This is a genomic window from Cupriavidus laharis, from assembly GCF_914271435.1.
Taxonomy (GTDB): Bacteria; Pseudomonadota; Gammaproteobacteria; order Burkholderiales; family Burkholderiaceae; genus Cupriavidus; species Cupriavidus laharis.
In genome coordinates this window covers 33,834-56,386 of the sequence record NZ_CAJZAI010000002.1, presented here as the reverse complement: position 1 = coordinate 56,386, position 22,553 = coordinate 33,834, and the positions used below count along the sequence as shown (strand labels likewise).

Genomic DNA, 22,553 nt, shown 5'->3' with positions numbered 1-22,553 from the left:
AGCGCGTCCTTTTGCGACACACCACCTGAATCAATTGATGCCCGGTTCGACCTCAATAATTCGTTGCGGCGCCGAGAGCTGAATTCCCTATCAAGGAGATAGAAATGCAATTCCTGGATGATTCGCTGCACCCGGAGAACATGGACAGGGTGGTAATCACCGTGGCCCCGTACGGCCCGGAGTGGATGCCGGAAGATTTCCCGGAAGACATCCCTGTGACCATGGAAGAGCAAATCCAGAAGGCGGTGGATTGCTATGAGGCCGGCGCCAGCGTGCTGCACCTGCACGTGCGTGAACCGGATGGCAAGGGTTCCAAGCGCCTGTCCATGTTCAACGAATTGATCGCCGGCGTGCGCAAGGCGGTGCCGGACATGATCATCCAGGTCGGCGGCTCGATCTCGTTCGCACCGGAGGATGAAGGCCAGGCCGCGAAGTGGCTGGATGATGACACGCGTCACGCGCTCGCGGACCTCGACCCCAAGCCGGACCAGGTGACGGTAGCCCTCAACACCATCCAGATGAACATCATGGAGTTGATCTACCCGGAATTCTACGAGAGCACGCACATGGCCAACCCGGCCGTCTACGACGCGTACCGTGAAATGATTGTTCCGGCCGGCCCGGCCTGGGCGGAAGAGCACCTGCGCCGCCTGCAGGAAGCCGGCATCCAGCCGCACTTTCAGTTGGTCGGCATGCATGCGCTCGAAACGCTGGACCGCATGGTGCGCAGGGGCCTCTACAAAGGGCCACTGAACCTGACCTGCATCGGCATCGGTGGCGGCCACCATGGACCGCATCCGTACAACCTGTTCGACTTCATCCAGCGTGCACCGGATGGCTGCACCATCACCTCAGAGTCGTTGTTCAAGAACGTACTGCCGTGGAACACGATGGCGCTGGCAATGGGTATGCACGTGCGCTGCGGCATTGAGGATACCCTGATCGATCAGCACGGCAATCGCTTCACCTCGGTGCAGCAGATTCAGCAGACCGTGCGTATCGCCAACGAACTTGGCCGCGAAATCGCCAATGGCAAGGAGGCGCGGGAAATTTACCGCATCGGCACCTGGTACAACGATGTCGATGAAACCCTGGCCGCCAACGGCATGACCCCGAACCGCAAGCCTGGTGTCAAGAACGTGCCGCTGCGCAACGCAGCCTGAGCCGGCACGGCGTAGCCAGGAAATCGGTCCGGTTGTCGTGTGGGCTCCAGCCTGAAGCGCTGCCACCGGATCGATTTTTTCTGTCCTGATTCTCATAAGGAAGTTTTATGACCCATACCGTCGTTCTTGTTACAGGCGCCACATCTGGAATTGGCCGCGCCACCGCGCTGGCATTTGGCCGTGATGGGGCACGGCTGGTTTGCTCCGGCCGCAATGCCGCTGCAGGCGCTGCACTGGTGTCTCAACTGCGGGAACTGGGTGCCGAGGCCGAGTTCGTGGCCGCTGATGTCGTTCATGAGGAGCAGGTCCGTCAACTCGTCGAGCACACGGTCACCCGCTTTGGACGGCTCGATGTCGCGGTGAACAGTGCAGGGACTGAAGGCACGCCAGGGTCGATCGTTGACCAGACCGTTGAATCCTATGCAGCGACCTTCGACGCCAATGTCCTTGGGACGTTCCTGAGCATGAAGCACGAGTTGCGCGTCATGCTGGAGCAGAAGGAGGGCGTTGTGATCAATCTCTCCTCGACGATGGGAAGCCGCGGCAATGCACAGAATCCGATGTACGTGGCCAGCAAGCACGCGATCGAGGGCCTGACCAAGGCTGCGGCACTCGATGCGGCCAGATCCAATGTGCGGGTGAATGCGGTTGCGCCTGGCCCGATCGAGACCGGAATGCTGGACCGCATTGCGGGAGGCGCTGAAAAGGTTGCGGCAGTTGCCGCGAGTATCCCGGCGGGCCGCATCGGGACCCCGGAGGAGGTCGCCGACGCCATCGTGTTCCTGGCCTCCGCGCGTTCCAGGTACATCACAGGTCAGATTCTCGCAGTCAATGGCGGCAAGACAGCCATGTAGTCGCCGGCACGCCGGCACCAAGTGCGCTCAGACGCAATGCATACAGTGTTTCAGGAGACAAGTCATGGCAAAGGCAATTCGGTTTTACGAGACGGGCAGCGCTGATGTCCTCAAGTTCGAGTCCGTGGAGGTCGGCGATCCTGGCCCCGGCCAGGCGCGCGTGAGGCACACGTACATCGCCGTCAACTTCATCGACATCTATTTCCGCACCGGCCACTATCCGCTGGACCTGCCCAACGGCCTGGGCTCTGACGCCGTGGGCGTGGTCGAGGCCGTGGGCCCCGGCGTCACCGACATCCGCGTGGGCGACCGCGTGGGCTACCTGCTCGGCCCGCAGGGCGCCTACTCGGACGTGCGCGTCATGCCTGCCGAGTGGCTGATTCCACTGCCGGACGGTGTCTCGGACCGCACCGCCTCCACGCTCATCATGAAGGGCATGACGGCGCAGTACCTGTTCCGCCAGGTCTACCCGCTCAAGGGCGGCGAGACCATCCTCTATCACGCCGCGGCCGGCGGCGTGGGCCTGATCGCCTGCCAGTGGGCACGCGCGCTCGGCGTGAACATGATCGGCACGGTCAGCACCGACGAGAAGGCGGAGCTTGCCAGGGCCAACGGCTGCTCGCACGTGATCGTCACCTCGCGCGAGAACATCGTTGACCGCGTGATGGAGATCACCGACGGCAAGAAGGTCCCGGTGGTGTTCGATTCGGTCGGCAAGTCCACGCTGGATGCCTCGCTGTCCTGCCTGCAGGTGCGCGGCACGCTGGTCAGCAACGGCACGACTTCGGGTCCCGTCGAGATCGACAGCCGCACGCTAGCGGCGAAGGGCTCGCTCTGGGTCACGCGTCCGGCCATGGTGCACTACGCCACGCCGCGCTCGCACATGCTTGCCATGGCCAACGAGGTGTTCGACATGGTGATGGCTGGAAAGATCACCAGCGAGCCGAAGCAGTCGTTCGCGCTGGAAGACGCCGCGCAGGCCCATCGCGCCCTGGAGAACAGGCAGACGAGCGGCGCAACGGTACTGGTGCCGTAAGGCGAGGCTACTTTTCAGGCGATTGCGGCAGTTTCGCAATCCACCGGGCAGCCGTTTCGCTCACCTGGCCTGTCCAGGTTGCCGGACGGCAGCTGCTTCCAACAAGGCAAGTGCACATTGCCAGAAGTTCCAAAGCGGAGACTAGAGATGTCGAATAGACCTGCCTTCCTGCGCATGCGCCGCGTCGTCGCCGCGACGATCCTGGCGCTTGCGATGCCTGCCGCCATGGCGTGGACCGACAAGCCGGTGCGGGTGCTGGTGCCCGCGCCTGCCGGCGGCACGATGGATGTGATGGCCCGCATGCTGTCCGAACAGCTCACGGCAGACCTGGGACGACCGGTGATCGTCGACAACAAGCCAGGAGCTGGGGGCGCCATCGCCGTCGGCGCAATGCTGGCGGCGCCGCCCGACGGGCAGACCATCCTGGTGTCGGCGACCAACGTGTTTGCGGAGATCCCGCACGTAATGAAGGTGCCCTACGATCCGATGAAGGACGTAAAGCCGGTTGCGGCCGTGGCCAGGTCAACGCTGCTGCTCGTCGGTGCGCCCAGCCTGCCGGCGAAGGACCTGCCGGGGCTGATCAGCTATGTGAAGGCGCATCCGGGTGCCCTGAGCTTCGCGACCTATGGCCCGGGCACGGCGTCGCAGTATGCCGGCATGATCATGAACCAGAAGGCCGGCATGGACCTCCAGAACGTTCCGTTCCCGGGGTCGCCGCCGGCACTGACGCAGGTGATGGGCGGGCAGATCGCCGTGATGTATGACGGCATGGTGACTTCACTGCCGTATCTCAAGGCAGGCAAGCTGAAAGCCTATGCGGTGGCAGCGAAGCAGCGGTCACCGATGCTGCCGCAGGTGCCGACGTTCGCGGAACAGGGTTTTCCGGAGGTTGACTTCAGCAACTGGACCGGCGTGTTCGTGTCGTCCAGGCTGCCGGCAGACCTCACCGAGAAGATTCAGGCGGCCGTCTACAAGGCCGTCTCGAAAGCGGGCATGAAGGAGCGGATTTCGGCGCTTGGGTTCGAGCCGCTGGAGCCACAAGGCCTTTCCCAGCTCGGCCACGACCTGCGCGCCGACTTCGATCGGAATGCCGGCATCGTGAAGACCTTCAGGATCCAGCCAGAATGACACGGATCGACCATGCGAGTTGAACAACTTACGTGCGCAATCGGCGCAGAACTCATTGGGGTCAGCCTGGCCGATGCGATCCATGATGACGGCCTGTTCGCCGGCATCCGCGAAGCGCTGCTCAAGCACCGCGTCCTGTTCCTGCGCGACCAGGACATCACAGCTGCCCAGCACGTGGCGTTTGCGCGGCGCTTCGGAGACCTGGAGGATCACCCCGTGACGGGTAGCGACCCGGAGAATCCGGGGTTGGTGCAGATCTACAAGACGCCCGCCAATCCGCCGGACCGTTACGAGAACGCCTGGCACACCGATTCGACCTGGCGCGAAGCGCCGCCGCTTGGCGCCGTCCTGCGGTGCTGGGAGTGCCCGCCCGTCGGGGGCGACACCATGTGGGCCAACATGGTGTTGGCGTACGAGAACCTGCCTGCCCACGTCAAGGAGCAGATCGCCGACCTTCGGGCGCGTCACAGTATCGAGGCGAGCTTTGGCGCCGCCATGCCGATCGAAAAGCGTCTGGCGTTGAAGAGCCAGTTCCCTGACGCCGAGCACCCTGTGGTGCGGACCCACCCTGAGACTGGCGAGAAGGTGCTGTTCGTCAACGGGTTTACCACGCACTTCACCAACTTCCACACGCCGGCGCGCGTGCGCTTCGGGCAGGACTACAACCCTGGCGGCGCCGACCTGCTGCGCTACCTGGTCACGCAAGCGTATATCCCCGAACACCAGGTTCGCTGGCGCTGGAAGAAGAACAGTGTGGCCATCTGGGACAACCGGTCGACCCAGCATTACGCCGTCATGGACTATCCGCCGTGCCACCGGAGGATGGACCGCGCAACGATCGTCGGAGACCGTCCTTTCTGATCAGGGCGGGCTTGCTCGCGTACCGGGGGCCGGGCTGGTGATCGTTGGCCAAAGGGGGGGGGCGGATTGCAACGTCCCCCTTGTAGTAGTGGGCACGCCGGGCGTCGGAAGTCGCGGTGACTGTGCCTGAAAACAATCAAAGGAAAACGTTGAACCATGGAGGATGGGAGTAGATGAAAAAAGCGATTCTTGCCCTGGCTGCCGCGATGACATGTGGTGCCGCCCAGGCACAATCCAGCGTAACGTTGTACGGCGTGGCCGACGTCAACATCGAGTACGTCAACAAGGTCGGCGTCGTGCCGTCGGCGGCCAACGGCTTCAAATGTGCTCGTCTCACAGATCGAGGGAGGACTTGCGGGATTGATCGAAAAAACGACGGCGGACGTGTTCGGGCGCAAGCTCGGACCTGTTGAGGCGGCACGCTCCGTTCGCATCCTGTTCCAAGCGACGAAGTTGCACACGGTGGCGAGCCTCACGACGGAGAAGTTCTGGGGCTCGGTGGTGAAGTGTAACGATGCAGCCTTCAAGTACTCGCTGGAGGCTCCGACAGTCGTGATCGGGGAGCTCGAGATTTCGTCGGTGCCTTCAGCCGAAGACGAGGCCACCGTCAATCAGTGGTGTTCAATCCGGCCAACGGGTTCGAGCCGCTTGGCATCACGCATGCACGCAGGGTGGTCTATGCGGCAAGCGCGGCCAATCGCGCGGACCGGGGCCTGCTTTCAAGTGCGGAGGCGCGCGCCCGTAGCTGGCGGAGGACTATCAACTTCCCCCGGAAACCGGTGATGAAAAAAATGCCAGGGCGCCGCAGCACCACTGGCAGGGCAGCGCGGGCAACGACTGAAGTTGCCCAACGCAGGACAAGCTATTTATCCTTGATCCCCACCGCCCACGGGCAGTACGGTTCCGGTGATGTACGACGCCTCGTTCGACGCCAGGAACAGGATCGCGCCGACCTGCTCGTCGATGGTGCCATAGCGGTGCATCAGGCTCGTGGCGATGGTCTGATCGACGATGCCCTGGTACCACTCGGCTTCCTGCTGCGTCTGCGCTGCCGTATTGCGCGGAATGCGGCGCGGCGGGGCTTCGGTGCCGCCTGTGGCTACGGCGTTGACGCGGATGCCTTCGCCTGCGTGCTCGAACGCCAGGCTTGCCGTCAGCGCGTTGACGCCACCCTTGGCCGCTGCGTATGGCACGCGGTAGATACTGCGCGTGGCGATCGACGACACATTGACGATCGCCCCCTGGCGCCGTTCCACCATGCCGGGCAGCACTGCACGGCAGCTCCACAGCGTCGGGAACAGTGAGCGTCGGATCTCGGCCTCGATCTGGTCTTCCTCATAGTGCTGGAAGGGCTTGGCCCAGATCGTGCCGCCGACGTTGTTGATGAGCACGTCCACGCGGCCGTGGGCCGACAGCGCGGCGTTGACCATGGCTTTTGCACCGGCATAGGTTTCCAGGTCCACGATCACGGCCGTCGCGCGCCTGTCCTGCGCGGTGATTTCGGCCACCACTTCGTGAACCAGATCCGAACGGTCCGCCAGCACAAGCGTGGCGCCTTCCGCGGCGGCGCGCAGTGCTACGCCGCGGCCGATGCCCTGGGCGGCGCCGGTGATGAGGACGATTTTTCCTTCAAAGCGGTTGCGAGTGGTCATGACAATCAGGCCGCGCTGCTGGCCGAGAATTTTTCGTAGTAGAACCCGGCCGGCTCCACACCGCTGTCCTTGAGCCAGTTGCGCACGGCATCCACCATCGCCACCGGGCCGCAAAGATAGATGTCGACATCGCCACCGTTAAGCCATTCAGGCTCCACGTGCTGCGTCACGTAGCCTTTGCGCGCGTGGTCGCTTTCGGCGCTTGCGACGCAGGTCCGGTACTCAAAGCCGCTGAGGCTCTGTGCTGCGCCGTCGATGCGCGGCAGTTCGACCAGGTCGATATCGTTGGTGACGCCATACACCATGCGTACCGGATGCGGATTCCCGTTCGCGGAAAGCACGTCGAGCATCGACAGGAACGGCGCGATGCCCGTACCGCCGGCGAGCAGCAGCACCGGACGCTGCACCGGCCGCAGGTAGAAGCTGCCGTAGGGGCCGGAGAACGCAATGCGCTGGCCGGGTTGCGCATCCTTCGTCAGGTAGCTGCTCATGCGGCCATCCGGCACGTTGCGCACCACAAAGCCGGTGCGCGTCGCGCCCGGTGCGGAGCTGAACGAATACGAGCGCGTCAGGCCGCTGCCAGGGATCTCTACATTGACATACTGGCCCGGCAGGAAGTCCAGTGCGCCGGCATTGTCCAGGTCGATCGAGAATCCGATGGTGGAGTCCGACAGCCGGTCCACGCTGGCAATCGCGCCTTCGAATTTGGTCACGCCGGTCTTGCACGCCGTCGACGAAGCGGCCACGCGGATCACGCAGTCCGAGCGGGGGCGCGTCTGGCAGGCCAGCACGTAGCCTTGCGCGGCTTCCTCCGGGGTCAGCGCATCTTCGATATAGCTGGACTCCGGCAGGTCATAGCTGCCCGATTCGCACAGGCCGCGGCAGGTGCCGCAGGCGCCGTCGCGGCAATCCAGCGGGATGTTGATCTTCTGGCGATAGGCGGCATCCGAGAGGGTTTCGTTTTCCCCGCAGGTGATGAAGCGAGTTACGCCGTCCTCGAACTGCAGTGCGATCGTGTGTTCCATGGCCTTGTCCTCCAGCGCAGTGGACTCTGTTTAGATGTGGTAGATGTCGATGACCTGGTTGATGTAGTCGTTCTTCAGCACGACATACTTGTCCAGGATCTGCGGTTGCCCGCCGGCGAAGTCGATCACGTAGCGCGACATGCCGAAGTAGCTGTAGTTGGTCTGGTAGCGGTGCGCCAGCGTGTGCCAGTTGAAGCGCACGGTCAGCTTGTCGCCGTCGCGTTCCATGATCTCCACATTGCTGAGGTTGTGGCTTGTGCGCGTGTCCGGGATCGTGGCGCTCGAACGCTCGGTCTTGATGCGGAAGATGCGGTCTTCCAGGCCCTGGCGGCTCGGGTAGAAGATCAGCGAAATCTCGCGCTGCGGATCGGTGATGAGGTGGCCGTCATCATCCCAGCACGGCATCCAGAACTGCGCTTCGGGGTGGTAGCAGGTCAGCCACTCATCCCACTGCTCGTCGTCGAGCAGGCGGCTTTCGCGGTACAGGAACGCCTCGACGGCGGCAATGTCAATGGTGCTCATGCGGCGCTCCCGTTGCTGTCCTGTTCGGCCATTGCTTTCTTCATGACGTCGAGCCAGTAACGGTGCTGCACGGTGTAGAGCCCTTCATCCTCGGTGCGCACACCGCTCATGACCGGCTTCAGCCCAATGCGTTGCGCGGCTTCGTCGGCGCCTTCGATCCAGTGCTTCGCACCGCGGCACATGTCGTTCCACGCCAGCGCGCTGCCGTTGTAACCCTGCTGGCAGGCGCGGAATTCTTCCAGGTCATCCGGCGTGGCCATGCCGCTTACGTTGAAGAAGTCTTCGTACTGGCGGATGCGGCGGGCCCGTGCGTCGTCGGGCTCGCCCTTCGGCGCGATGCAATAGATGGTGACTTCGGTCTTGTCGACCGACAGCGGGCGCAGCAGGCGGATCTGCGAGCCGAACTGGTCCATCAGGTACACGTTCGGGTACAGGCACAGGTTGCGCGAGTTCTGGATCATCCAGTCCGCGGTCTCTTCACCGCAGCGCTCGGCGAATTCGGCGCGGCGGCTGAAGTTGGGCCGGTCTTCCGGGTTGGCCCAGCGCGTCCACAGCAGCATGTGGCCGTGGTCGAACGCATAGAAGCCGCCGCCTTGCTTGCCCCACTTGCCGGCGTCCATGGCACGGATCTTGTCCTCGCGCTCGTTCTGCTGCTTGCGGTGGTTGGTGGTGGCCGCGTAGTTCCAGTGCACGGCGGAGACGTGGTACCCGTCGGCGCCATTCTCGGCCTGCAGCTTCCAGTTGCCCTCGAACGTATAGGTCGACGAGCCGCGCAGCACTTCCAGGCCGTCAGGCGACTGGTCGGCGATCATATCGATGATGCGTGCAGCCTCGCCGAGGAATTCCCTGAGCGGCAGCACGTCGTCATTCAGGCTGCCAAACAGGAAGCCGCGGTAGTTCTCGAAGCGCTTCACCTTCTTCAGGTCGTGCGAGCCTTCCTTGTTGAAGCAGTCGGGGTAGCCGGCTTCCTCGGGGTCCTTCACCTTGAGCAGCTTGCCGCTGTTGTTGAAGGTCCAGCCGTGGAACGGGCAGGTGTAGGTGGCCTTGTTGCCGCGCTTGTGCCGACACAGCATGGCGCCGCGGTGGCTGCACGCATTGATGAAGGCGTTGAGCTCGCCCTGGCGGTTGCGTGCGATCACCACGGGCTGGCGGCCCATGTGCGTGGTGTAGTAGTCGTTGTTGTTCGGGATCTGGCTTTCGTGCGCCAGGTAGATCCAGTTGCCCTCGAAGATGTGCTGCATCTCGAGTTCGAACAGGGCCTCGTCAGTGAAGGCGCTGCGGTGCAGGCGGTGGTCGCCGGTCTCATGGTTCTCGACGAGGAACTGGTCGAGCGACAGGCGCGGGCGAGCGGGGGCCGTGCCCCGGTCCACGTGGATGGGGATCATGGAATCGTCTCCTGATTCGGTGTCTTGCGGCCCGTTGGTGGAACCGGGCGGCCGTCCCCGGTGGATGCCGCCTGGCGGCGTCAGGCTCAGGCAGCGGCGCGGATGCGTTCGACTTCGGCCGGCGGTGCGTTGTCGCGCTCGGCATTCAGGCGGAAATCGAAGTCGATCGAGGCGAACGGCTTGTCCACGCCATGCTTGTCCAGTGCTGCGGGGTCGCTCACGCGCGTCACGGCCGGCACCAGGCCTTCACGGCTGGCGAAGGCGAAGTCGTCCCACAGGTATTCGTCGCCGTCGATGTTGATCTGCGTGGTCAGCTTGCGGTGGCCCGGCGCCGACACGAAGAAGTGGATGTGCGCGGGCCGGCGGCCGTGGCGGGCCAGCAGGTCGAGCAGGCGTTGCGTGGTGCCTTGTGGCGGGCAGCCGTAGCCCATCGGCACATTGCTGCGGAACTGGTAGCGGCCCTTGTCGTCGGTGATGACGGTGCGGCGCAGGTTGAAGTGAGACTGGGTCTTGTCGAAGAACGAGTAGTTGCCGAGCAAGTTGGCGTGCCACACCTCGACCTTCGCGCCGGCAAGCGGTTTGCCGGCGTCATCGTAGACGGTGCCCTGCATGAACAGCACTTCGCCTTTGCCGTCTTCGCTGCCGTCATCCAGGCGGGCGAAGCCCGTGCTTTCCGGCGCGCCCGCCACGTACAGCGGACCTTCGATGGTGCGCGGGGTGCCGCCGGAGATGCCTGCCTTGGCGTCGGCCTCATCGGCGCGGACATCCAGGAAGCGTTCCAGTCCCAGTCCCGCGGCAAGCAGGCCAAGTTCTTGCGTGGCGCCGGCCTCGGCCAGGTATTCGATGCCCTTCCACACTTCGCTCTGGCTCAGGTCCAGGTCCTCGATGGCCTTGAACAGGTCGGTGGTCAGGCGCAGCACCACTTGCTGGACGCGAGGGTTGGGGGTGCCCTGCGTGGCGGTATCGACGATGAATTGCTTTACCAGTGCTTCGATCTCAGCGTGCGTCATGTGTCTGCTCCGGGGGAATTGTCGTTGTATCCAATGGCATCGAACGATTGGTCAGATAATGCGTTTGAGGTATCAAGACTTGCCGTTCGACTTGGTACGGAGCATAGTTGTGGCTATTTCAGGCGTCCAACACTGATTTAGTATCTTTTTTATACCTGTCAGGTATGACCATAGAATTGAGGCACTTGCGTTACTTTGTGGCTGTGGCAGAGGAACGCAACTTCACCCGCGCGGCCGAACGCCTGCATATTGCGCAGCCGCCGCTGAGCCGGCAGATCCAGCAGCTTGAAGAGGTGCTGGGCGTGCAGCTCTTCGAGCGCAACACGCGCCCGCTCCGCCTGACCGACACGGGGCGCTTCTTCTACACGCACGCGCTGCAACTGCTGGCGCAGACCTCGGAGCTGGAGGCCATGACGCGGCGCGTGGCCAAGATCGAACGCAAGATGTCGGTGGGCTTTGTCGGCTCCACGCTGTACGGCATGCTGCCGCGGATCATCCGGCGCTTTCGCACCGAACACCCCGACATCGAGATGAGCCTGCACGAGATGTCGACCATGGACCAGATCAAGGCCCTCAAGGACGGGCGGATCGATGTGGGCTTTGGCCGTATCCGCCACGACGACCCGGCCGTGCGCCGTGTGGTGCTGCGCGAGGAGCGCATGATCGTGGCGCTGCCGCTTGGCCACCATCTCGCCACCGGCCATGCCACGTTGTCCTTGCATGACCTCGTGGAGGAATCGCTGATCATCTTCCCGAAGGCGCCGCGGCCAAGCTTCGCCGACCAGGTGCTCGCTGCCTTCCACGACCGCGCGTTGAAGCCGCGCCGGCTGCACGAGGTGCGCGAGCTGCAGATCGCGCTCGGGCTGGTCGCAATGGGGGAGGGCGTCTCCGTTGTGCCGAGCAGCGTGTACGGTCTCAAGCGCGACGATGTCAGCTACGTCGAACTCGACGATCCAAGCCTGGTGTCGCCGATCATCATGAGCATGCGCATGCTCGACGAATCGCAGGATCTGCGCGAAATGCAGGCGATGATCTACCAGCTGTATGAAGAGCTGGGCATCCCCTACAACCCGCCCGGGCATGAGTGAGCGCGAGGCATACCTGACAGGTATGCGACGAGACATCATCGGTCTTGGACAGCGCAAAAACAGGCTCCCATACTTTCGCATACGACATTCACTGTATCGAGAAGGTATGAAAGCGACGATCTCTTCCATCGAGGCCATCCTGGTCGACCTGCCCACCATCCGGGCCCATCAACTGGCCATGGCCACCATGCAGCAGCAAACACTGGTGATCGTGCGCCTGCGCTGCAGCGACGGCATCGAGGGCATCGGCGAGGCCACCACCATCGGCGGGCTGTCGTATGGCGATGAAAGTCCCGAAGGCATCAAGCTGGCCATCGACACCTACCTGGCGCCCGCGCTGGCCGGTGAGGATGCCACCAACGTCCACGCCGCGATGGCACGCCTGAACAAGGTCGCGCGCGGCAACCGCTTTGCGAAGTCGGCGCTGGAAACCGCGCTGCTCGATGCACAGGGCAAGCGTCTCGGCGTGCCGCTGGCCACGCTGCTCGGCGGCGCGGTGCGCACCACGCTGCCGGTGCTGTGGACGCTGGCCAGCGGCGATACCGCGCGCGACATCGACGAAGCCGAGCGCCTGCTGGCCGAGCGCCGCCACAACACGTTCAAGCTCAAGATCGGCCGGCGCAGCGTGCGCGACGACGTGGCGCATGTATCGGCGATCAAGCGTGCGCTCGGCGACCGTGCCCGTGTGACCGTGGACATCAACCAGGCCTGGAACGAGGCCGATGCCGCCGGCGGCATCGCCATGCTGGAAGCGGCGGGCATCGACCTGATCGAGCAGCCCACGCCGCGCGAACAGCGTACGGCGCTGGCGCGGCTGGCGGCGCGCTTCGTGGTGCCGATCATGGCGGACGAGGCCGTGTGTGGTCCCGAGGATGCGATGGAACTCGCGCGCATCGGCGGTGCCGACGTGTTCGCGCTGAAGATCGCCAAGTCGGGCGGCATCTTCGGCATGCTGCGCACGGCGGCCGTCGGCGACGCCGCGGGCATCGCGCTGTATGGCGGCACGATGCTGGAGGGCAGCGTAGGCACCATCGCCGCGGCGCATGGCTTCTGCACGCTGCCACAGCTTGCATGGGGCACGGAGCTGTTCGGGCCGCTGCTGCTCAAGGACGACGTAGTCGTGCGGCGGCCCGAATACCGCGACTTCAGCCTGCACCTGCCCGAAGGCCCGGGGTTGGGCCTTGCGCTCGACGAGGACAAGCTCGCGCACTACCGCCGCGCGTGACGCGGCCCTGGCGGCCGCTCAGGGCACCACCGACAGGAACAGGTAGGCCGCCAGGATGACCAGGTGCACCACGCCCTGCAGGATGGTGGTGCGGCCCCTGCCCAGCGTGAGCGACGACACGATCAGCGTCAGCATCAGCAGCACCGTTTCCTTCGGTCCCAGGCCCAGCTCCAGCGGTTGCCCGATCCAGATGAAGACCGCGGCGACTGACGGAATGGTCAGGCCGATGCTCGCCAGCGCCGAGCCCAGCGCGAGGTTCAGGCTGGTCTGGATGCGGTCGGCGCGCGCGGCGCGCAATGCGGCCAGGCCTTCCGGCAACAGCACCATGGCCGCAATGATGATCCCGACCACCGCCGCGGGAGCGCCGGCACGCAGCACCGCGGCCTCCACCGATGGCGACAGCAGCTTGGCCAGGCCGACCACCAGCACCAGGCACAGCACCAGCAGCAGCCCGCTGATGGCCGCCACGCGGCCCGGCGGCGGCGGGGCGTGCACGCTTTCGTCCGAATTGCCTTCGGCCAGGAAATAGTCGCGGTGGCGCACGGTCTGCACGAACACGAAGGAGCCGTACAGCAGCAGCGACATCACGCCGGCAAAGCCGAGTTGCGCCGGCGTGAGCACCGGGCCCGGCGAACTGCTGGTGTAGTTGGGCAGCACCATGGTCAGCACGAGCAGGGCTGCCAGCACCGCCATGGCGGCATTCGCGCCCGGCGCCTGGAAAGCCTGCTCACGATGGTGCAGTCCGCCGACGAACAGGCACAGCCCGACAATCCCGTTGCAGATCAGCATGACGGCCGCGAACACCGTGTCCCGGGCGAGTCCCGCCTTCTCCGGCCCCGATGACAGCATCACCGAGACGATCAGCGCTACTTCAATCACAGTCACCGCAATGGCCAGCACCAGCGTGCCGAACGGTTCGCCGACCTTGTGCGCGACGACTTCGGCGTGGTGGACTGCGGCGAATACCGCGCCCGCCAGTGCCGGCGCCATCAACATGATCAGCCAGCTTTGTCCGGGCAGGCCAAGTCCGGCGGCGAGGATCGCCACTGCGGCAAGCGGTGCCCACACGGTCCACGCCGGCAGCTTGTTGGAAGTCAGTGCCATTCCCTGTTTTTCCTTTCTTGTTTTGGTGCCGCCGAGCGGTGGCAAGAGACGTGCAGGGCGCAGGCCCGGCACGAAGCAGAAGGGGATCCGCTGCGGCAGATAGCCGCGGCGGCAGTGATAAGGCAAGTGAAGAGTAAATCAGTTCCAGATAATTACGCGAAATTGGGCGAATTTCGTGGTGATTGATGGCGGATTCTTGTGCGCTTCAGTCTTTCGGCGCGGAAGACTCCCGGTCTTCAGGGTGCTTGGGCGGTGGCGTGAGGGAATCCCGCAAGGCAGGATCATTGCGGCAGATCCAGCGGGCGGCAGCCAGCAAGGCGAGCAGGCAGGCGAGGAAATACGCGCCGTAAGCGACGACGTTCTGCATTCTTGACCCTGTGTATTCGGCTCTGATGGCCGGTGAGGGCGGCAGTATGCGGAGCATTCGTTACGCCGGACACCCTCTTTAGGTAGGGAAAGGCTGCTGATAGAGAGGAACAGGGAAGAGAGGAACGGGAATGACGTCTTTACGGTTGCCTGGCGCGTGGCCGGCAGCATATGCCAGATTCGCCACAAACACCCCAAAACGACAGAACGCCGGCCAATGACAATTCTGCGAAATCCACCAGGAACAAAAAAGCCCTCGGCCGGGGTGGTCGAGGGCTCGAAGTGGTTGGGGCGTACCCGTTAACCGCCCCGCCGTCGAGTGTACTCGCGAACCATCGCCGCAAATGGGTCAATGCGGCGATTGTCGCGCCGCAGCCACGGTCGGTGGCACGCATCGGAGCGGGAACCGTTCACACGCCACTTTGCGGGTGGAAACGTGCTGCATGCGCTGCCACAAGCGACGTCGACTGTTGCATGCGTGTCACGCTCTACGGTCGTCTACGGCGTATGGGCATGAAAAAACTGTGACACGATCTGCCGCGTCGTCGTGCTTGTCTCCACTTCGCCAAGCTTCTCGTGCGAGAGCCATTGCAGGCACTTGATCTCATTACCGGGCTTGGGTCGCGCGGATGCGGCAATGGCGGCAGTGAACACGTGGTGTACCGTGGTCGCGCCGATGAACTGGAAGGCGCCCACGAGTGCCTTGGCTTCCAGGGCCGTTTCCTGGTGCAGTTCGCGCCGTGCCGTTTCCTCGGGCGATTCCTGCTTGCCGGGGCGGCCCCCAGGCAGCGCCCATCGCACTCCGTCCTTCGAAACGAGCAGGACACGGCCGTGTCGGATGCAGACGATGGTGGCCCTGACTTTCGGCTTCAGCGGTTGCATGTCAGCTCCCTGCAGTGACGCGCGGCGGAGTCGCTGGCCGCGTGTGGCGCCGTTCGAAGCGGTCCATTGCCTCGCAACACTGGCGCAGTGTCGCCCGCCATGACGGGCGCATGCGATGGTACCCGCTTGCGGCCGGCGCCTGTCAATCGGCATCGGCACCCAGCATCTGTCGTGCCAGTCTCTGCTGCCCGATACCGCCGTGTGCGGCATCGGGCAGGCATGCATCTTGAGTCGCCATTGGGCATCTGCCCCCAATCTATGCATTGATGCCACGACGCGCCGAAATATCCAGCGAAACCGTGCCTGACCGCGCACAGGTCAACGCCTGCCGGCGCCAACGCAAAGGCTGTGAAACGACAGCGCATGCCGGTGTAACCCAGATGCGCCGCGGCGGTGTCCGGGCATGCGTGCCGGCGGTGTGTACAGGCGGTAAATCTTTCTACGGAGAACCGCAATTTCCATTGGGCCTTACGAAGCGTGCGTCGTGAAGACGAGCCGTTTGCGACAGGCATGGTCTATTTCGACGCGCAGCTTTATGAGAAGCACCCGGCGCTCTATCGCACGCGGATCCGGCGTGTGGCGGTACGGAACTTGCGGAGACGTCATGACGCATGGGTCCGTTCGGCTGATATCGGGCCCGGCCACACTCACAGCCGGAGTTATCGATGAACCGAGGCGAATACGGTGACCATCGTCACGCAGCGAACGACATACGCAAGGGGCAGGTCGTCGAATTCATGTCCCGCGAGGCGTTCCGCGCGCGCTTTCGCGCCAGGTACTATGACCCGGCCTTCCGCAAGGAGGATGCCGCGATCGACCGCCTTGAGGCGATCGCCTGGGATGCATACTGCCAGGGCCGCAAGGCGCCCGTCACCGAGAAAGCGGGCGCGGGCGCCGCGGACCCCGACTACGACATCTCCGTCGAATGGCGGAGGGCGCGCGACGCCATACAGGACGCCGCGCGCCGGCACGATGACCCCAATGCGACGCCCCGCGTGCTGGTCGTGATCTGCGCCTCGCGCAACGACTTCACGTGTCCGGGCGAGGTGTCCAAGTCCTGGCGGCTCGCGACGCTCGCGAGCTCGCGCATGGAGGCCAGGGGGATCACCGTCGATACGCTCGACCTGAGCCTGCTCGCATCCGACCCGGACCGGCATATCCACCCGTGCAAGGGCTGCGTTTCCACCGCCATGCCCCTGTGTCACTGGCCTTGCAGCTGCTATCCGAACCATGCACTTGGCCAGGTCAATGACTGGATGAACGAGATCTACCCGAGGTGGGTGGCGGCACATGGCGTGTTGATCGTGACGCCGACCTACTGGTACCAGGCGGCCAGCCCGCTCAAGCTGATGATGGACCGGCTGGTCTGCGCCGATGGCGGCAATCCGGACCCGAGCAGCACGCACGGGAAGACCGTAGCGGAGGCGAAGGCGCTCGAACTGAAGGGCTGGGACTATCCCAAGCATCTCGCCGGGCGGGTCTACGGGCTGGTGGTCCACGGCGACGTGGCCGGCGTTGAAGGCGTGCGCCGCGCATTGGGCGACTGGCTCGGCTGGATGGGCCTGATCGACGCCGGGCCTTACGCGCAGCTGGACCGCTTTATTGGCTACTACACGCCCTATGCGACCTCCCACCGCGCGCTCGATGAGGACACCGCCGTGCAACGCGAAGTGGAGAACGTGGGCGCGGCCGTGGCGCAGGCGGTCATGCTGCGCCGCGAGGGGAAGTTGCCGGCGGTGGGCGGTGATCTGAACCAGCCTCGCCCCAAGTGAGCCGGAGCGGCGGGACGGCGCCCTTCCGTCAGGCCGTCTGCGGCATGCTGCAGCCGGCGAAGTCGATCTCGCTCTTCGCATCGTTGACGGCATGAATCGTCAGCAAGGCACCTTCGGCCATGGCCATGTGGACGCCCGCAGCGATGGCAGCGCCCAGCGACGGATAGTCAACGTGGCCGGCGCCCGGCTCATCCGATCGGACGGACCACTGGCCGGCTTCCGTCTGGAAGACCTGGATGGAACAATTTCGGCTGGACATGGAAGACACCTCCTTGGCGAACCCATGCCTGTGTTCTACATGGCAGGGCCCCCCCGTTGCCGTCGGTCGGCGTCCTACTTTGACGTCATCGGAAGCGAATAACGGCATGCCGCGTGGTCTTCGTGTCACGGCGCGGGCCTGCTGGGTGCGTCCGGAGGCAGGGCACGCTACCGCCTGGCGGCACCGCAGTAGCCCGGCAGGCGACGCGCGGCGCTGGTACGCGCAAGGCGGATAGCCTGCGTCAGCGCCAGCGCAAAGCCGCCGATCGTGCCCGTGTCCTCCTCGATGCGGTCGCGCAGGAAGCCGGCCCAGCGGAAGTCGCCGTCGGCATTGCCGGGTTTGCGGTACGCGCCCGACTGGCGCGCGAACGCCGCAAGGCTGCGGTACGGGTCGTCGCGCATGCCCATCACGGTGGCAGGCAGCGCTTCCACGCCAAGGCGGCTGCCCAGTTCGTCGTAGGGATGCACATGCCCGAGCGCGCGCATGCGCTTCCAGAAGTCGGACGGGCTGAGCCCGCTCAGGTCGTGCAGGATGCGGACCGGTACCCGCCGGTATCCAAGCTCGGACCAGGCCCGCGCCCAGAGGTGATGATCGACGATGAACAGTGAGCCGCCGGGCCCGACGACGGTCTTGACGCGGTGGCGGCGCAGGAAGCGGCGCAGCGCCGCCCGGTCGCCCATGTCCTGGTGCCGGCGTGTCACCATCATCTTGTGCCGCATGTGGATGTAGCCGAGCGTAAGCTGGGTCGGGCGCAGGCGGGCCATCTCGGCAATGGCCTTGCCGCGGCGCCTAATCGCGGCTGGCACGCTGACGGTCGACATAGTGCTCCAGTTCGCTGCCCGGGTCTTCGTTGCCGGTGCTTTCGCAGTCCACCGCCTCGCGGGCCAGCGGCTGCGCCGCATCCTGGCGCCCGCCATGCACGGCGGGGTCGAAGTCGGTCCACCGTCCGCTTTCCCACTGGCCTTGCGTGCGCTCCAGGTCCTGCGCGCCGGCTTCGCGCAGCACGTCGGCCGCGACAGTGGCATTTCCCCTTCGCACGCAGGCGGCAAGCACCACGCACGGCTGCCTGCCTCCCTGTCCGCCCTGCTGCGCGACCGAGATGACTGAAACGTCCCAGACAGAAAAGCCGCGCGCGTACAGGGCGCGCGCGGCGTCTTCCGCGCGGGCGACGGTGTCGAACCGTCCGAATATGATCGGTGACATGGCTGCTCTCCTGCTGCAATCGATGATCTGTCCGCATCCGGCGGCGCATTGCCGCGGCACTAGGCACTAGGCACTAGCCGTTCACCACCTCGCCACCGTTGATGTGCAGGATCTGCCCGGTGATGTAGCTGGCCGCGTCGGACGCGAGGAACACGAAGCCCGCCGCCACCTCGAACGGCTGTCCGGGGCGGCCCATCGGCGTCTTCTTGCCGAACTCCGCCACTTCTTCTGCGGTGAAGGTGGACGGGATCAGCGGTGTCCAGATCGGCCCGGGCGCCACACCATTGACGCGGATGCCGCGCTTGACCACCTGCAGCGCCAGCGAACGGGTGAACGACACGATGGCACCCTTGGTGGCCGAGTAGTCGAGCAGGTGGGGGCTGCCCCGGTAGGCCGTGACGGACGTCGTGTTCAGGATGGCCGCCCCCTTTTTCAGGTGCGGCAGGAGCGCGCGCGTGAGGTGGAACATGGCGAAGACATTGGTGCGGAACGTGGCCTCGACCTGACCGGCCTCCACCTCTTCCAGTGAAGGCTTGGGGTGCTGCTCGGCGGCGTTGTTGACCAGGATGTCCAGGCGGCCATAGGCGTCGACCACGCGCGCGGCAACGGCCTCGGCGTGGCTGGCATCCGCCAGGTCGCCGGCCAGTGGCACGCACTTGCGGCCGGCGTCTTCCACCAGCCTGACGGTCTCGCGCGCGTCGCCGTGTTCGTTCAGGTAGGCGATGGCCACATCCGCGCCCTCGCGCGCGAAAGCCACGGCGACGGCGCGGCCGATGCCGCTGTCTCCGCCGGTCACCAGCGCGACCTTGCCGGCCAGTCGGCCGCTGCCGACGTAGTTGCCGGCGCCGCTGTCGGGTTTCGGGTGCATCGGGCTTTCCAGGCCCGGCTGCCGTTCCTGGTGCTGCGGCGGAACCGCTTTCGGGGTAGACATGGGCGTGCTCCCGGAGGTGTCGTCTGGATCCGTGTCGCGCAAGTTTCATGCCTCGCGCCGCGCGTGCGCCACCGCGCGGCAGTCGCGCCGGAAGGCCGTAAGCCTTACACCGGCCTGGAAATCCTTACCGTTGCGGGCTGCGGCGTTGAACGATATGCCCGCCTGTATTCGCGCGCCAGATCGCACAGGCCGCGCGCCGGATCGCACAGGCGCCGCTGCAGGCCGGGGCACGGTTCTTGCGGCGCCCGGGTACTCGATGCGGCCGCGTGCGGCATTGACCGCGTGGCGGGTCCACCGCGTCAATGCCTGACGGGCCAGGACTGCAAGGAGGCAGACATGTTCAACTTCCGCAAGGGCCGCGGCGGCGGCAGCGGCGACTTCCCGCGGCACGCGCAGCCGGGACGGGGCCGGCCTGCGTACGATGAAAACCGTGGCAGCGGCTCCGAGGACTGGGGCCAGTCGTTCAGCGGCGGCCAGCGCGTCTATCCGGACGATCCCGGCTATCGCGGACGCAGCCCGGCGTTTTCCGGGGCAGCGCGGCGCCCGGTGGGCCCCAAGGGCTATCGCCGCCCCGATGAACGTGTCCGCGAGGACGTGTGCGAACGGCTCGCGATGAACCCGTATGTCGACGTATCGGATGTCTCGGTCGAGGTGTCCGACGGCGTGGTCATGCTGGAAGGCACCGTCCATGAACGGCGCGAGAAATACGTCATCGAGGAGATCTCCGAAGCCGTATTCGGCGTGACCGAGGTCGAGAACCGCCTGCGCGTGCAGCGCAACGATGGCACCGTCCGCGCGGGCCCGGTCGCGGGGCACTTCGAAGGCTCCGACACCTCGCCGGAGCGTACGCTGAACAAGAGCTGAGCCACCGCGCGGCGGCACTGTCGCCGCGCCCTTCGCGCATGCGGGAGCCCAGGACACTTCGCCGCGGCAGCAAGCTGATGGTGCCGCTCGACGCCCTGCATCCGACCCAGATCACGGTGGGCGCCTACCATGTCGCCCAGAAAATGCACGTGACCCGCCGCGTGCCGCCGGCCCGGCGGGCGGCATTCCTCGACAGGCATCGTGTGCATGTCGTCATCGGACCGGAGCAGGCGCTGTATGTCGTGGATCACCACCATTGGGTGCGCGCATGGCACGACCTCGGCCTGACGCACGTGCCGGCCATTGTCCGCACGGACCTCAGCCGCCTGGACGGGCACGGGTTCTGGCGCTGGATGGTGGACCGGCACATGGTCCACCCCTATGACGAGCATGGACGCCTCCGGCCGCTGAACGAATTGCCCGCGTCGGTCCATGACATGCGCGACGACCCGTACCGCAGCCTGGAGGCGTTCGTCCAGTTGGCGGGCGGCTATCTGAAGGTCCGGCAGGCGTATCCCGATTTCAAGTGGGCCGACTTCTTCCGCCGGCATATCGACGGTCCGCTCGATACGCCCGAGGGTTTTGCGGCGGCGCTGGTGCGGGCGGTGCGTCTGGCCCGAAGCGCGAAGGCGCGCAAGCTTCCTGGCTATATCGACGCCGGGCCGTGTTAGACGGACGGTTGTCCCCGCGATCGGCCTTCACGCCATATGGAGCGCGTTGCCACTGTTCAGCGGATGCTGTCCTGCAACTGGCGGGCGCCGGTCAGAACGTGTAGGCGGCCGAGACGTAGGTGAAGACGGTATTGCGCCCGCCCACGGCGCTCAGCACGGGCGCCACGTCCACGTGGACCAAACCGGCGTTGACCGCGATGTGGCGGTCGGCCTGCCAGAACATGTCGAAGGCGAGCTGGCTGCCGGTGTAGCGGCCGGGCTGGCCGGCCGTGCCGGCAATGGGCACGGCCGCGGCGGTGTAGACCGCATCGTTGGTGGTCTGGCGCCAGATCAGGTCCCACGAAAGCGTCAGGCGCAGCCGCGCCGCCGGCTTTAGCGTCAGGGAGGGCTGCAGGTCGAGCACGTTCGAGGCGCCCAGCAGGCCAGCCTGGTTGAAGTACGCCAGCTTGGGGAACAGCCCGCCGTACGTGCCAAGCTTGCCGTCGCGCGGGTCGTGGTCGCCGCTGCCGGCCGTGGCCTTCAGACCGGCGCGCACGTCCCAGCCTGCCACGGCGAGGGTATAGCCCGTGTCCGTGGACACGCCCCACGCGAACAGGTCCTGCTGCCCGAAGCTGCCGAACTGCGCGAGCGCCTCCCAGTCCCAGTCCCAGCGGCCATGGCCACCGAACACGCGGCCGCCCACGGAGTGGCGCCGCTCCACGCCGGGGCCGACGCTGTAGAGGGCGCGGTTGTTCTCGAAGCCCAGGTAGTAGAGGTCCAGTCCGGAAGCGGGGACGAAGCTGTGCGCGAAGGTCGTGTACAGGCCCCAGAAGCCCTGGGCATGGTTGGGCTGGTCGTCGAAATTGCCGGCCTTGAGCAGCACCGGCCGCGTGGCGAAGGCATCCATGCGGACATCGCCCGCCGCGCCGCCCAGGCGCACGCCATCGAATGCGCGGCGCACGTTCGGTGCGTCGCGCACGGACACCAGGCGCTGGGCGCCGAACGCCATTTCCTGCCGGCCTATGCGCAGGTTCGGATCGGCGGCGGCATTGCCGCTCACCGGCAGGCGCGCATCGACAAAGGCCTGCTGCAGGTCGAACCGGTCTTCGTAGGGCGGCAGTGCCACGTCCTTGCCGGGCGCCAGGTGGTTGCCTAGCTGGACAAAGGCGCGCAGGCGCTCGCCGGCGTGCAGGTCGCCATGCAGCAGGATGCGGTGCAGCAGGTAGCCGTCGGCCTTCGGGCCTGGTACGCCGAAGTTCGGTTCCGAGTAGTCCTCGAAGCGCTCGCGGATCTCGCCGCCAAGGCTGAGGTAGAGGTCGGGGGTGCCCAGGGGAATGTACTTGATGGGGTCCCAGAGGTCGCCGTGCCGGGCGGGATCCTGAAGGTAGCGGTAGTCCTCGTTGTAGCGCAGGAACTGGTAGGCGGGGGCGGCAACCGGATCCGGTCCCTGCGCCAGCGCGATGCTTGAAAGGGCGGACAAGGCGAGCGCAGGAGCGAAGTACTTGGCCAAGGGAGTTCCTGCTGTGTTCTGGTTGTTCTGGTGAGTTTGGGAATCCGGGATATCGCCGTGCCC

At 65.4% G+C, this 22,553-nt stretch carries 24 protein-coding genes; 11 read left to right on the top strand and 13 right to left on the bottom strand.

Annotated features, from left to right (window positions below; all coding sequences use genetic code 11):
- Nucleotides 1-104: 104 nt before the first annotated feature.
- From LDO29_RS04075 to LDO29_RS28305, 6 genes are all read left to right on the top strand, one after another.
- Nucleotides 105-1,163, top strand: a complete 1,059-nt coding sequence (locus LDO29_RS04075; protein ID WP_224078515.1) for a BKACE family enzyme — start codon at nucleotides 105-107, stop codon at nucleotides 1,161-1,163.
- A gap of 107 nt (nucleotides 1,164-1,270) precedes the next feature.
- Nucleotides 1,271-2,017 (top strand): SDR family NAD(P)-dependent oxidoreductase, encoded by a 747-nt coding sequence (locus tag LDO29_RS04070; RefSeq protein ID WP_224078514.1) that lies wholly within the window; start codon nucleotides 1,271-1,273, stop codon nucleotides 2,015-2,017.
- A 64-nt stretch (nucleotides 2,018-2,081) separates the two neighbouring features.
- Complete coding sequence (locus tag LDO29_RS04065; protein WP_224078513.1) at nucleotides 2,082-3,053, top strand: quinone oxidoreductase family protein; 972 nt, start codon at nucleotides 2,082-2,084, stop codon at nucleotides 3,051-3,053.
- Between the two features lie 147 nt (nucleotides 3,054-3,200).
- Nucleotides 3,201-4,181 carry a tripartite tricarboxylate transporter substrate binding protein gene (locus LDO29_RS04060; RefSeq protein ID WP_224078512.1) on the top strand — a complete coding sequence of 327 codons (981 nt, stop codon included), beginning with the start codon at nucleotides 3,201-3,203 and terminating at the stop codon, nucleotides 4,179-4,181.
- Between the two features lie 12 nt (nucleotides 4,182-4,193).
- On the top strand, nucleotides 4,194-5,042 hold the full coding sequence (locus tag LDO29_RS04055; RefSeq protein WP_224078511.1) for a TauD/TfdA dioxygenase family protein: 849 nt from the start codon (nucleotides 4,194-4,196) through the stop codon (nucleotides 5,040-5,042).
- A 173-nt stretch (nucleotides 5,043-5,215) separates the two neighbouring features.
- Entirely contained in the window at nucleotides 5,216-5,455 is a 240-nt protein-coding gene (locus LDO29_RS28305; protein ID WP_396022621.1) for a porin, read from the top strand.
- A 453-nt stretch (nucleotides 5,456-5,908) separates the two neighbouring features.
- Here LDO29_RS28305 and LDO29_RS04045 read toward each other — a convergent pair whose 3' ends face one another.
- The 5 genes from LDO29_RS04045 to catA form a co-directional block, all read right to left on the bottom strand.
- Nucleotides 5,909-6,694: a 1,6-dihydroxycyclohexa-2,4-diene-1-carboxylate dehydrogenase gene (locus tag LDO29_RS04045; RefSeq protein ID WP_224078510.1), complete on the bottom strand. Its 786-nt coding sequence runs from the start codon at nucleotides 6,692-6,694 to the stop codon at nucleotides 5,909-5,911.
- 5 nt (nucleotides 6,695-6,699) lie between these two features.
- On the bottom strand, nucleotides 6,700-7,719 hold the full coding sequence (gene benC, locus LDO29_RS04040; protein WP_224078509.1) for a benzoate 1,2-dioxygenase electron transfer component BenC: 1,020 nt from the start codon (nucleotides 7,717-7,719) through the stop codon (nucleotides 6,700-6,702).
- Between the two features lie 30 nt (nucleotides 7,720-7,749).
- Nucleotides 7,750-8,241 (bottom strand): benzoate 1,2-dioxygenase small subunit, encoded by a 492-nt coding sequence (benB, locus tag LDO29_RS04035; protein WP_224078508.1) that lies wholly within the window; start codon nucleotides 8,239-8,241, stop codon nucleotides 7,750-7,752.
- Nucleotides 8,238-9,626 carry a benzoate 1,2-dioxygenase large subunit gene (gene benA, locus LDO29_RS04030; RefSeq protein ID WP_224078507.1) on the bottom strand — a complete coding sequence of 463 codons (1,389 nt, stop codon included), beginning with the start codon at nucleotides 9,624-9,626 and terminating at the stop codon, nucleotides 8,238-8,240. The genes benB and benA overlap by 4 nt, the downstream gene beginning before the upstream one ends.
- Before the next feature lie 86 nt (nucleotides 9,627-9,712).
- Entirely contained in the window at nucleotides 9,713-10,636 is a 924-nt protein-coding gene (gene catA, locus LDO29_RS04025) for a catechol 1,2-dioxygenase (protein ID WP_224078506.1), read from the bottom strand.
- A 170-nt stretch (nucleotides 10,637-10,806) separates the two neighbouring features.
- On the opposite strand from catA, the gene LDO29_RS04020 reads away from it, so the two are divergent.
- Both LDO29_RS04020 and LDO29_RS04015 read left to right on the top strand, forming a co-directional pair.
- Entirely contained in the window at nucleotides 10,807-11,724 is a 918-nt protein-coding gene (locus LDO29_RS04020) for a LysR family transcriptional regulator (protein ID WP_224079102.1), read from the top strand.
- Nucleotides 11,725-11,830: 106 nt separating this feature from the next.
- Complete coding sequence (locus LDO29_RS04015; RefSeq protein WP_224078505.1) at nucleotides 11,831-12,949, top strand: muconate/chloromuconate family cycloisomerase; 1,119 nt, start codon at nucleotides 11,831-11,833, stop codon at nucleotides 12,947-12,949.
- An 18-nt stretch (nucleotides 12,950-12,967) separates the two neighbouring features.
- Here the strand turns inward: LDO29_RS04015 and LDO29_RS04010 are convergent, their stop codons facing one another.
- The 3 genes from LDO29_RS04010 to LDO29_RS04000 all read right to left on the bottom strand — a co-directional run bounded on the left by LDO29_RS04010 (nucleotide 12,968) and on the right by LDO29_RS04000 (nucleotide 15,301).
- On the bottom strand, nucleotides 12,968-14,053 hold the full coding sequence (locus tag LDO29_RS04010) for a calcium:proton antiporter (protein WP_224078504.1): 1,086 nt from the start codon (nucleotides 14,051-14,053) through the stop codon (nucleotides 12,968-12,970).
- Between the two features lie 205 nt (nucleotides 14,054-14,258).
- Nucleotides 14,259-14,420 carry a hypothetical protein gene (locus LDO29_RS04005; protein WP_224078503.1) on the bottom strand — a complete coding sequence of 54 codons (162 nt, stop codon included), beginning with the start codon at nucleotides 14,418-14,420 and terminating at the stop codon, nucleotides 14,259-14,261.
- Between the two features lie 497 nt (nucleotides 14,421-14,917).
- Entirely contained in the window at nucleotides 14,918-15,301 is a 384-nt protein-coding gene (locus LDO29_RS04000) for an NUDIX hydrolase (RefSeq protein ID WP_224078502.1), read from the bottom strand.
- A gap of 665 nt (nucleotides 15,302-15,966) precedes the next feature.
- Here LDO29_RS04000 and LDO29_RS03995 point away from each other — a divergent pair.
- Nucleotides 15,967-17,073, top strand: a complete 1,107-nt coding sequence (locus LDO29_RS03995) for a flavodoxin family protein (protein WP_224078501.1) — start codon at nucleotides 15,967-15,969, stop codon at nucleotides 17,071-17,073.
- A 28-nt stretch (nucleotides 17,074-17,101) separates the two neighbouring features.
- Here the strand turns inward: LDO29_RS03995 and LDO29_RS03990 are convergent, their stop codons facing one another.
- From LDO29_RS03990 to LDO29_RS03975, 4 genes are all read right to left on the bottom strand, one after another.
- Nucleotides 17,102-17,332: a DUF2188 domain-containing protein gene (locus LDO29_RS03990; RefSeq protein WP_224078500.1), complete on the bottom strand. Its 231-nt coding sequence runs from the start codon at nucleotides 17,330-17,332 to the stop codon at nucleotides 17,102-17,104.
- 167 nt (nucleotides 17,333-17,499) lie between these two features.
- A complete protein-coding gene (locus LDO29_RS03985) occupies nucleotides 17,500-18,153 on the bottom strand; it encodes a ParB/Srx family N-terminal domain-containing protein (RefSeq protein WP_224078499.1) in 654 nt (217 codons plus the stop codon).
- The gene (locus tag LDO29_RS03980; protein WP_224078498.1) at nucleotides 18,122-18,535 is read right to left on the bottom strand and encodes a hypothetical protein; all 414 of its coding nucleotides are present in this window, start codon (nucleotides 18,533-18,535) and stop codon (nucleotides 18,122-18,124) included. The genes LDO29_RS03985 and LDO29_RS03980 overlap by 32 nt, the downstream gene beginning before the upstream one ends.
- A gap of 73 nt (nucleotides 18,536-18,608) precedes the next feature.
- A complete protein-coding gene (locus LDO29_RS03975) occupies nucleotides 18,609-19,466 on the bottom strand; it encodes an SDR family oxidoreductase (protein WP_224078497.1) in 858 nt (285 codons plus the stop codon).
- A 336-nt stretch (nucleotides 19,467-19,802) separates the two neighbouring features.
- Between LDO29_RS03975 and LDO29_RS03970 the strand changes: the two genes are divergently transcribed.
- Both LDO29_RS03970 and LDO29_RS03965 read left to right on the top strand, forming a co-directional pair.
- A complete protein-coding gene (locus LDO29_RS03970) occupies nucleotides 19,803-20,330 on the top strand; it encodes a BON domain-containing protein (protein WP_224078496.1) in 528 nt (175 codons plus the stop codon).
- A 77-nt stretch (nucleotides 20,331-20,407) separates the two neighbouring features.
- Nucleotides 20,408-21,001, top strand: a complete 594-nt coding sequence (locus tag LDO29_RS03965) for a ParB-like protein (RefSeq protein WP_224078495.1) — start codon at nucleotides 20,408-20,410, stop codon at nucleotides 20,999-21,001.
- Between the two features lie 91 nt (nucleotides 21,002-21,092).
- Here LDO29_RS03965 and LDO29_RS03960 read toward each other — a convergent pair whose 3' ends face one another.
- Nucleotides 21,093-22,490, bottom strand: a complete 1,398-nt coding sequence (locus tag LDO29_RS03960) for an alginate export family protein (RefSeq protein ID WP_224078494.1) — start codon at nucleotides 22,488-22,490, stop codon at nucleotides 21,093-21,095.
- Between the last annotated feature and the right edge of the window lie 63 nt (nucleotides 22,491-22,553).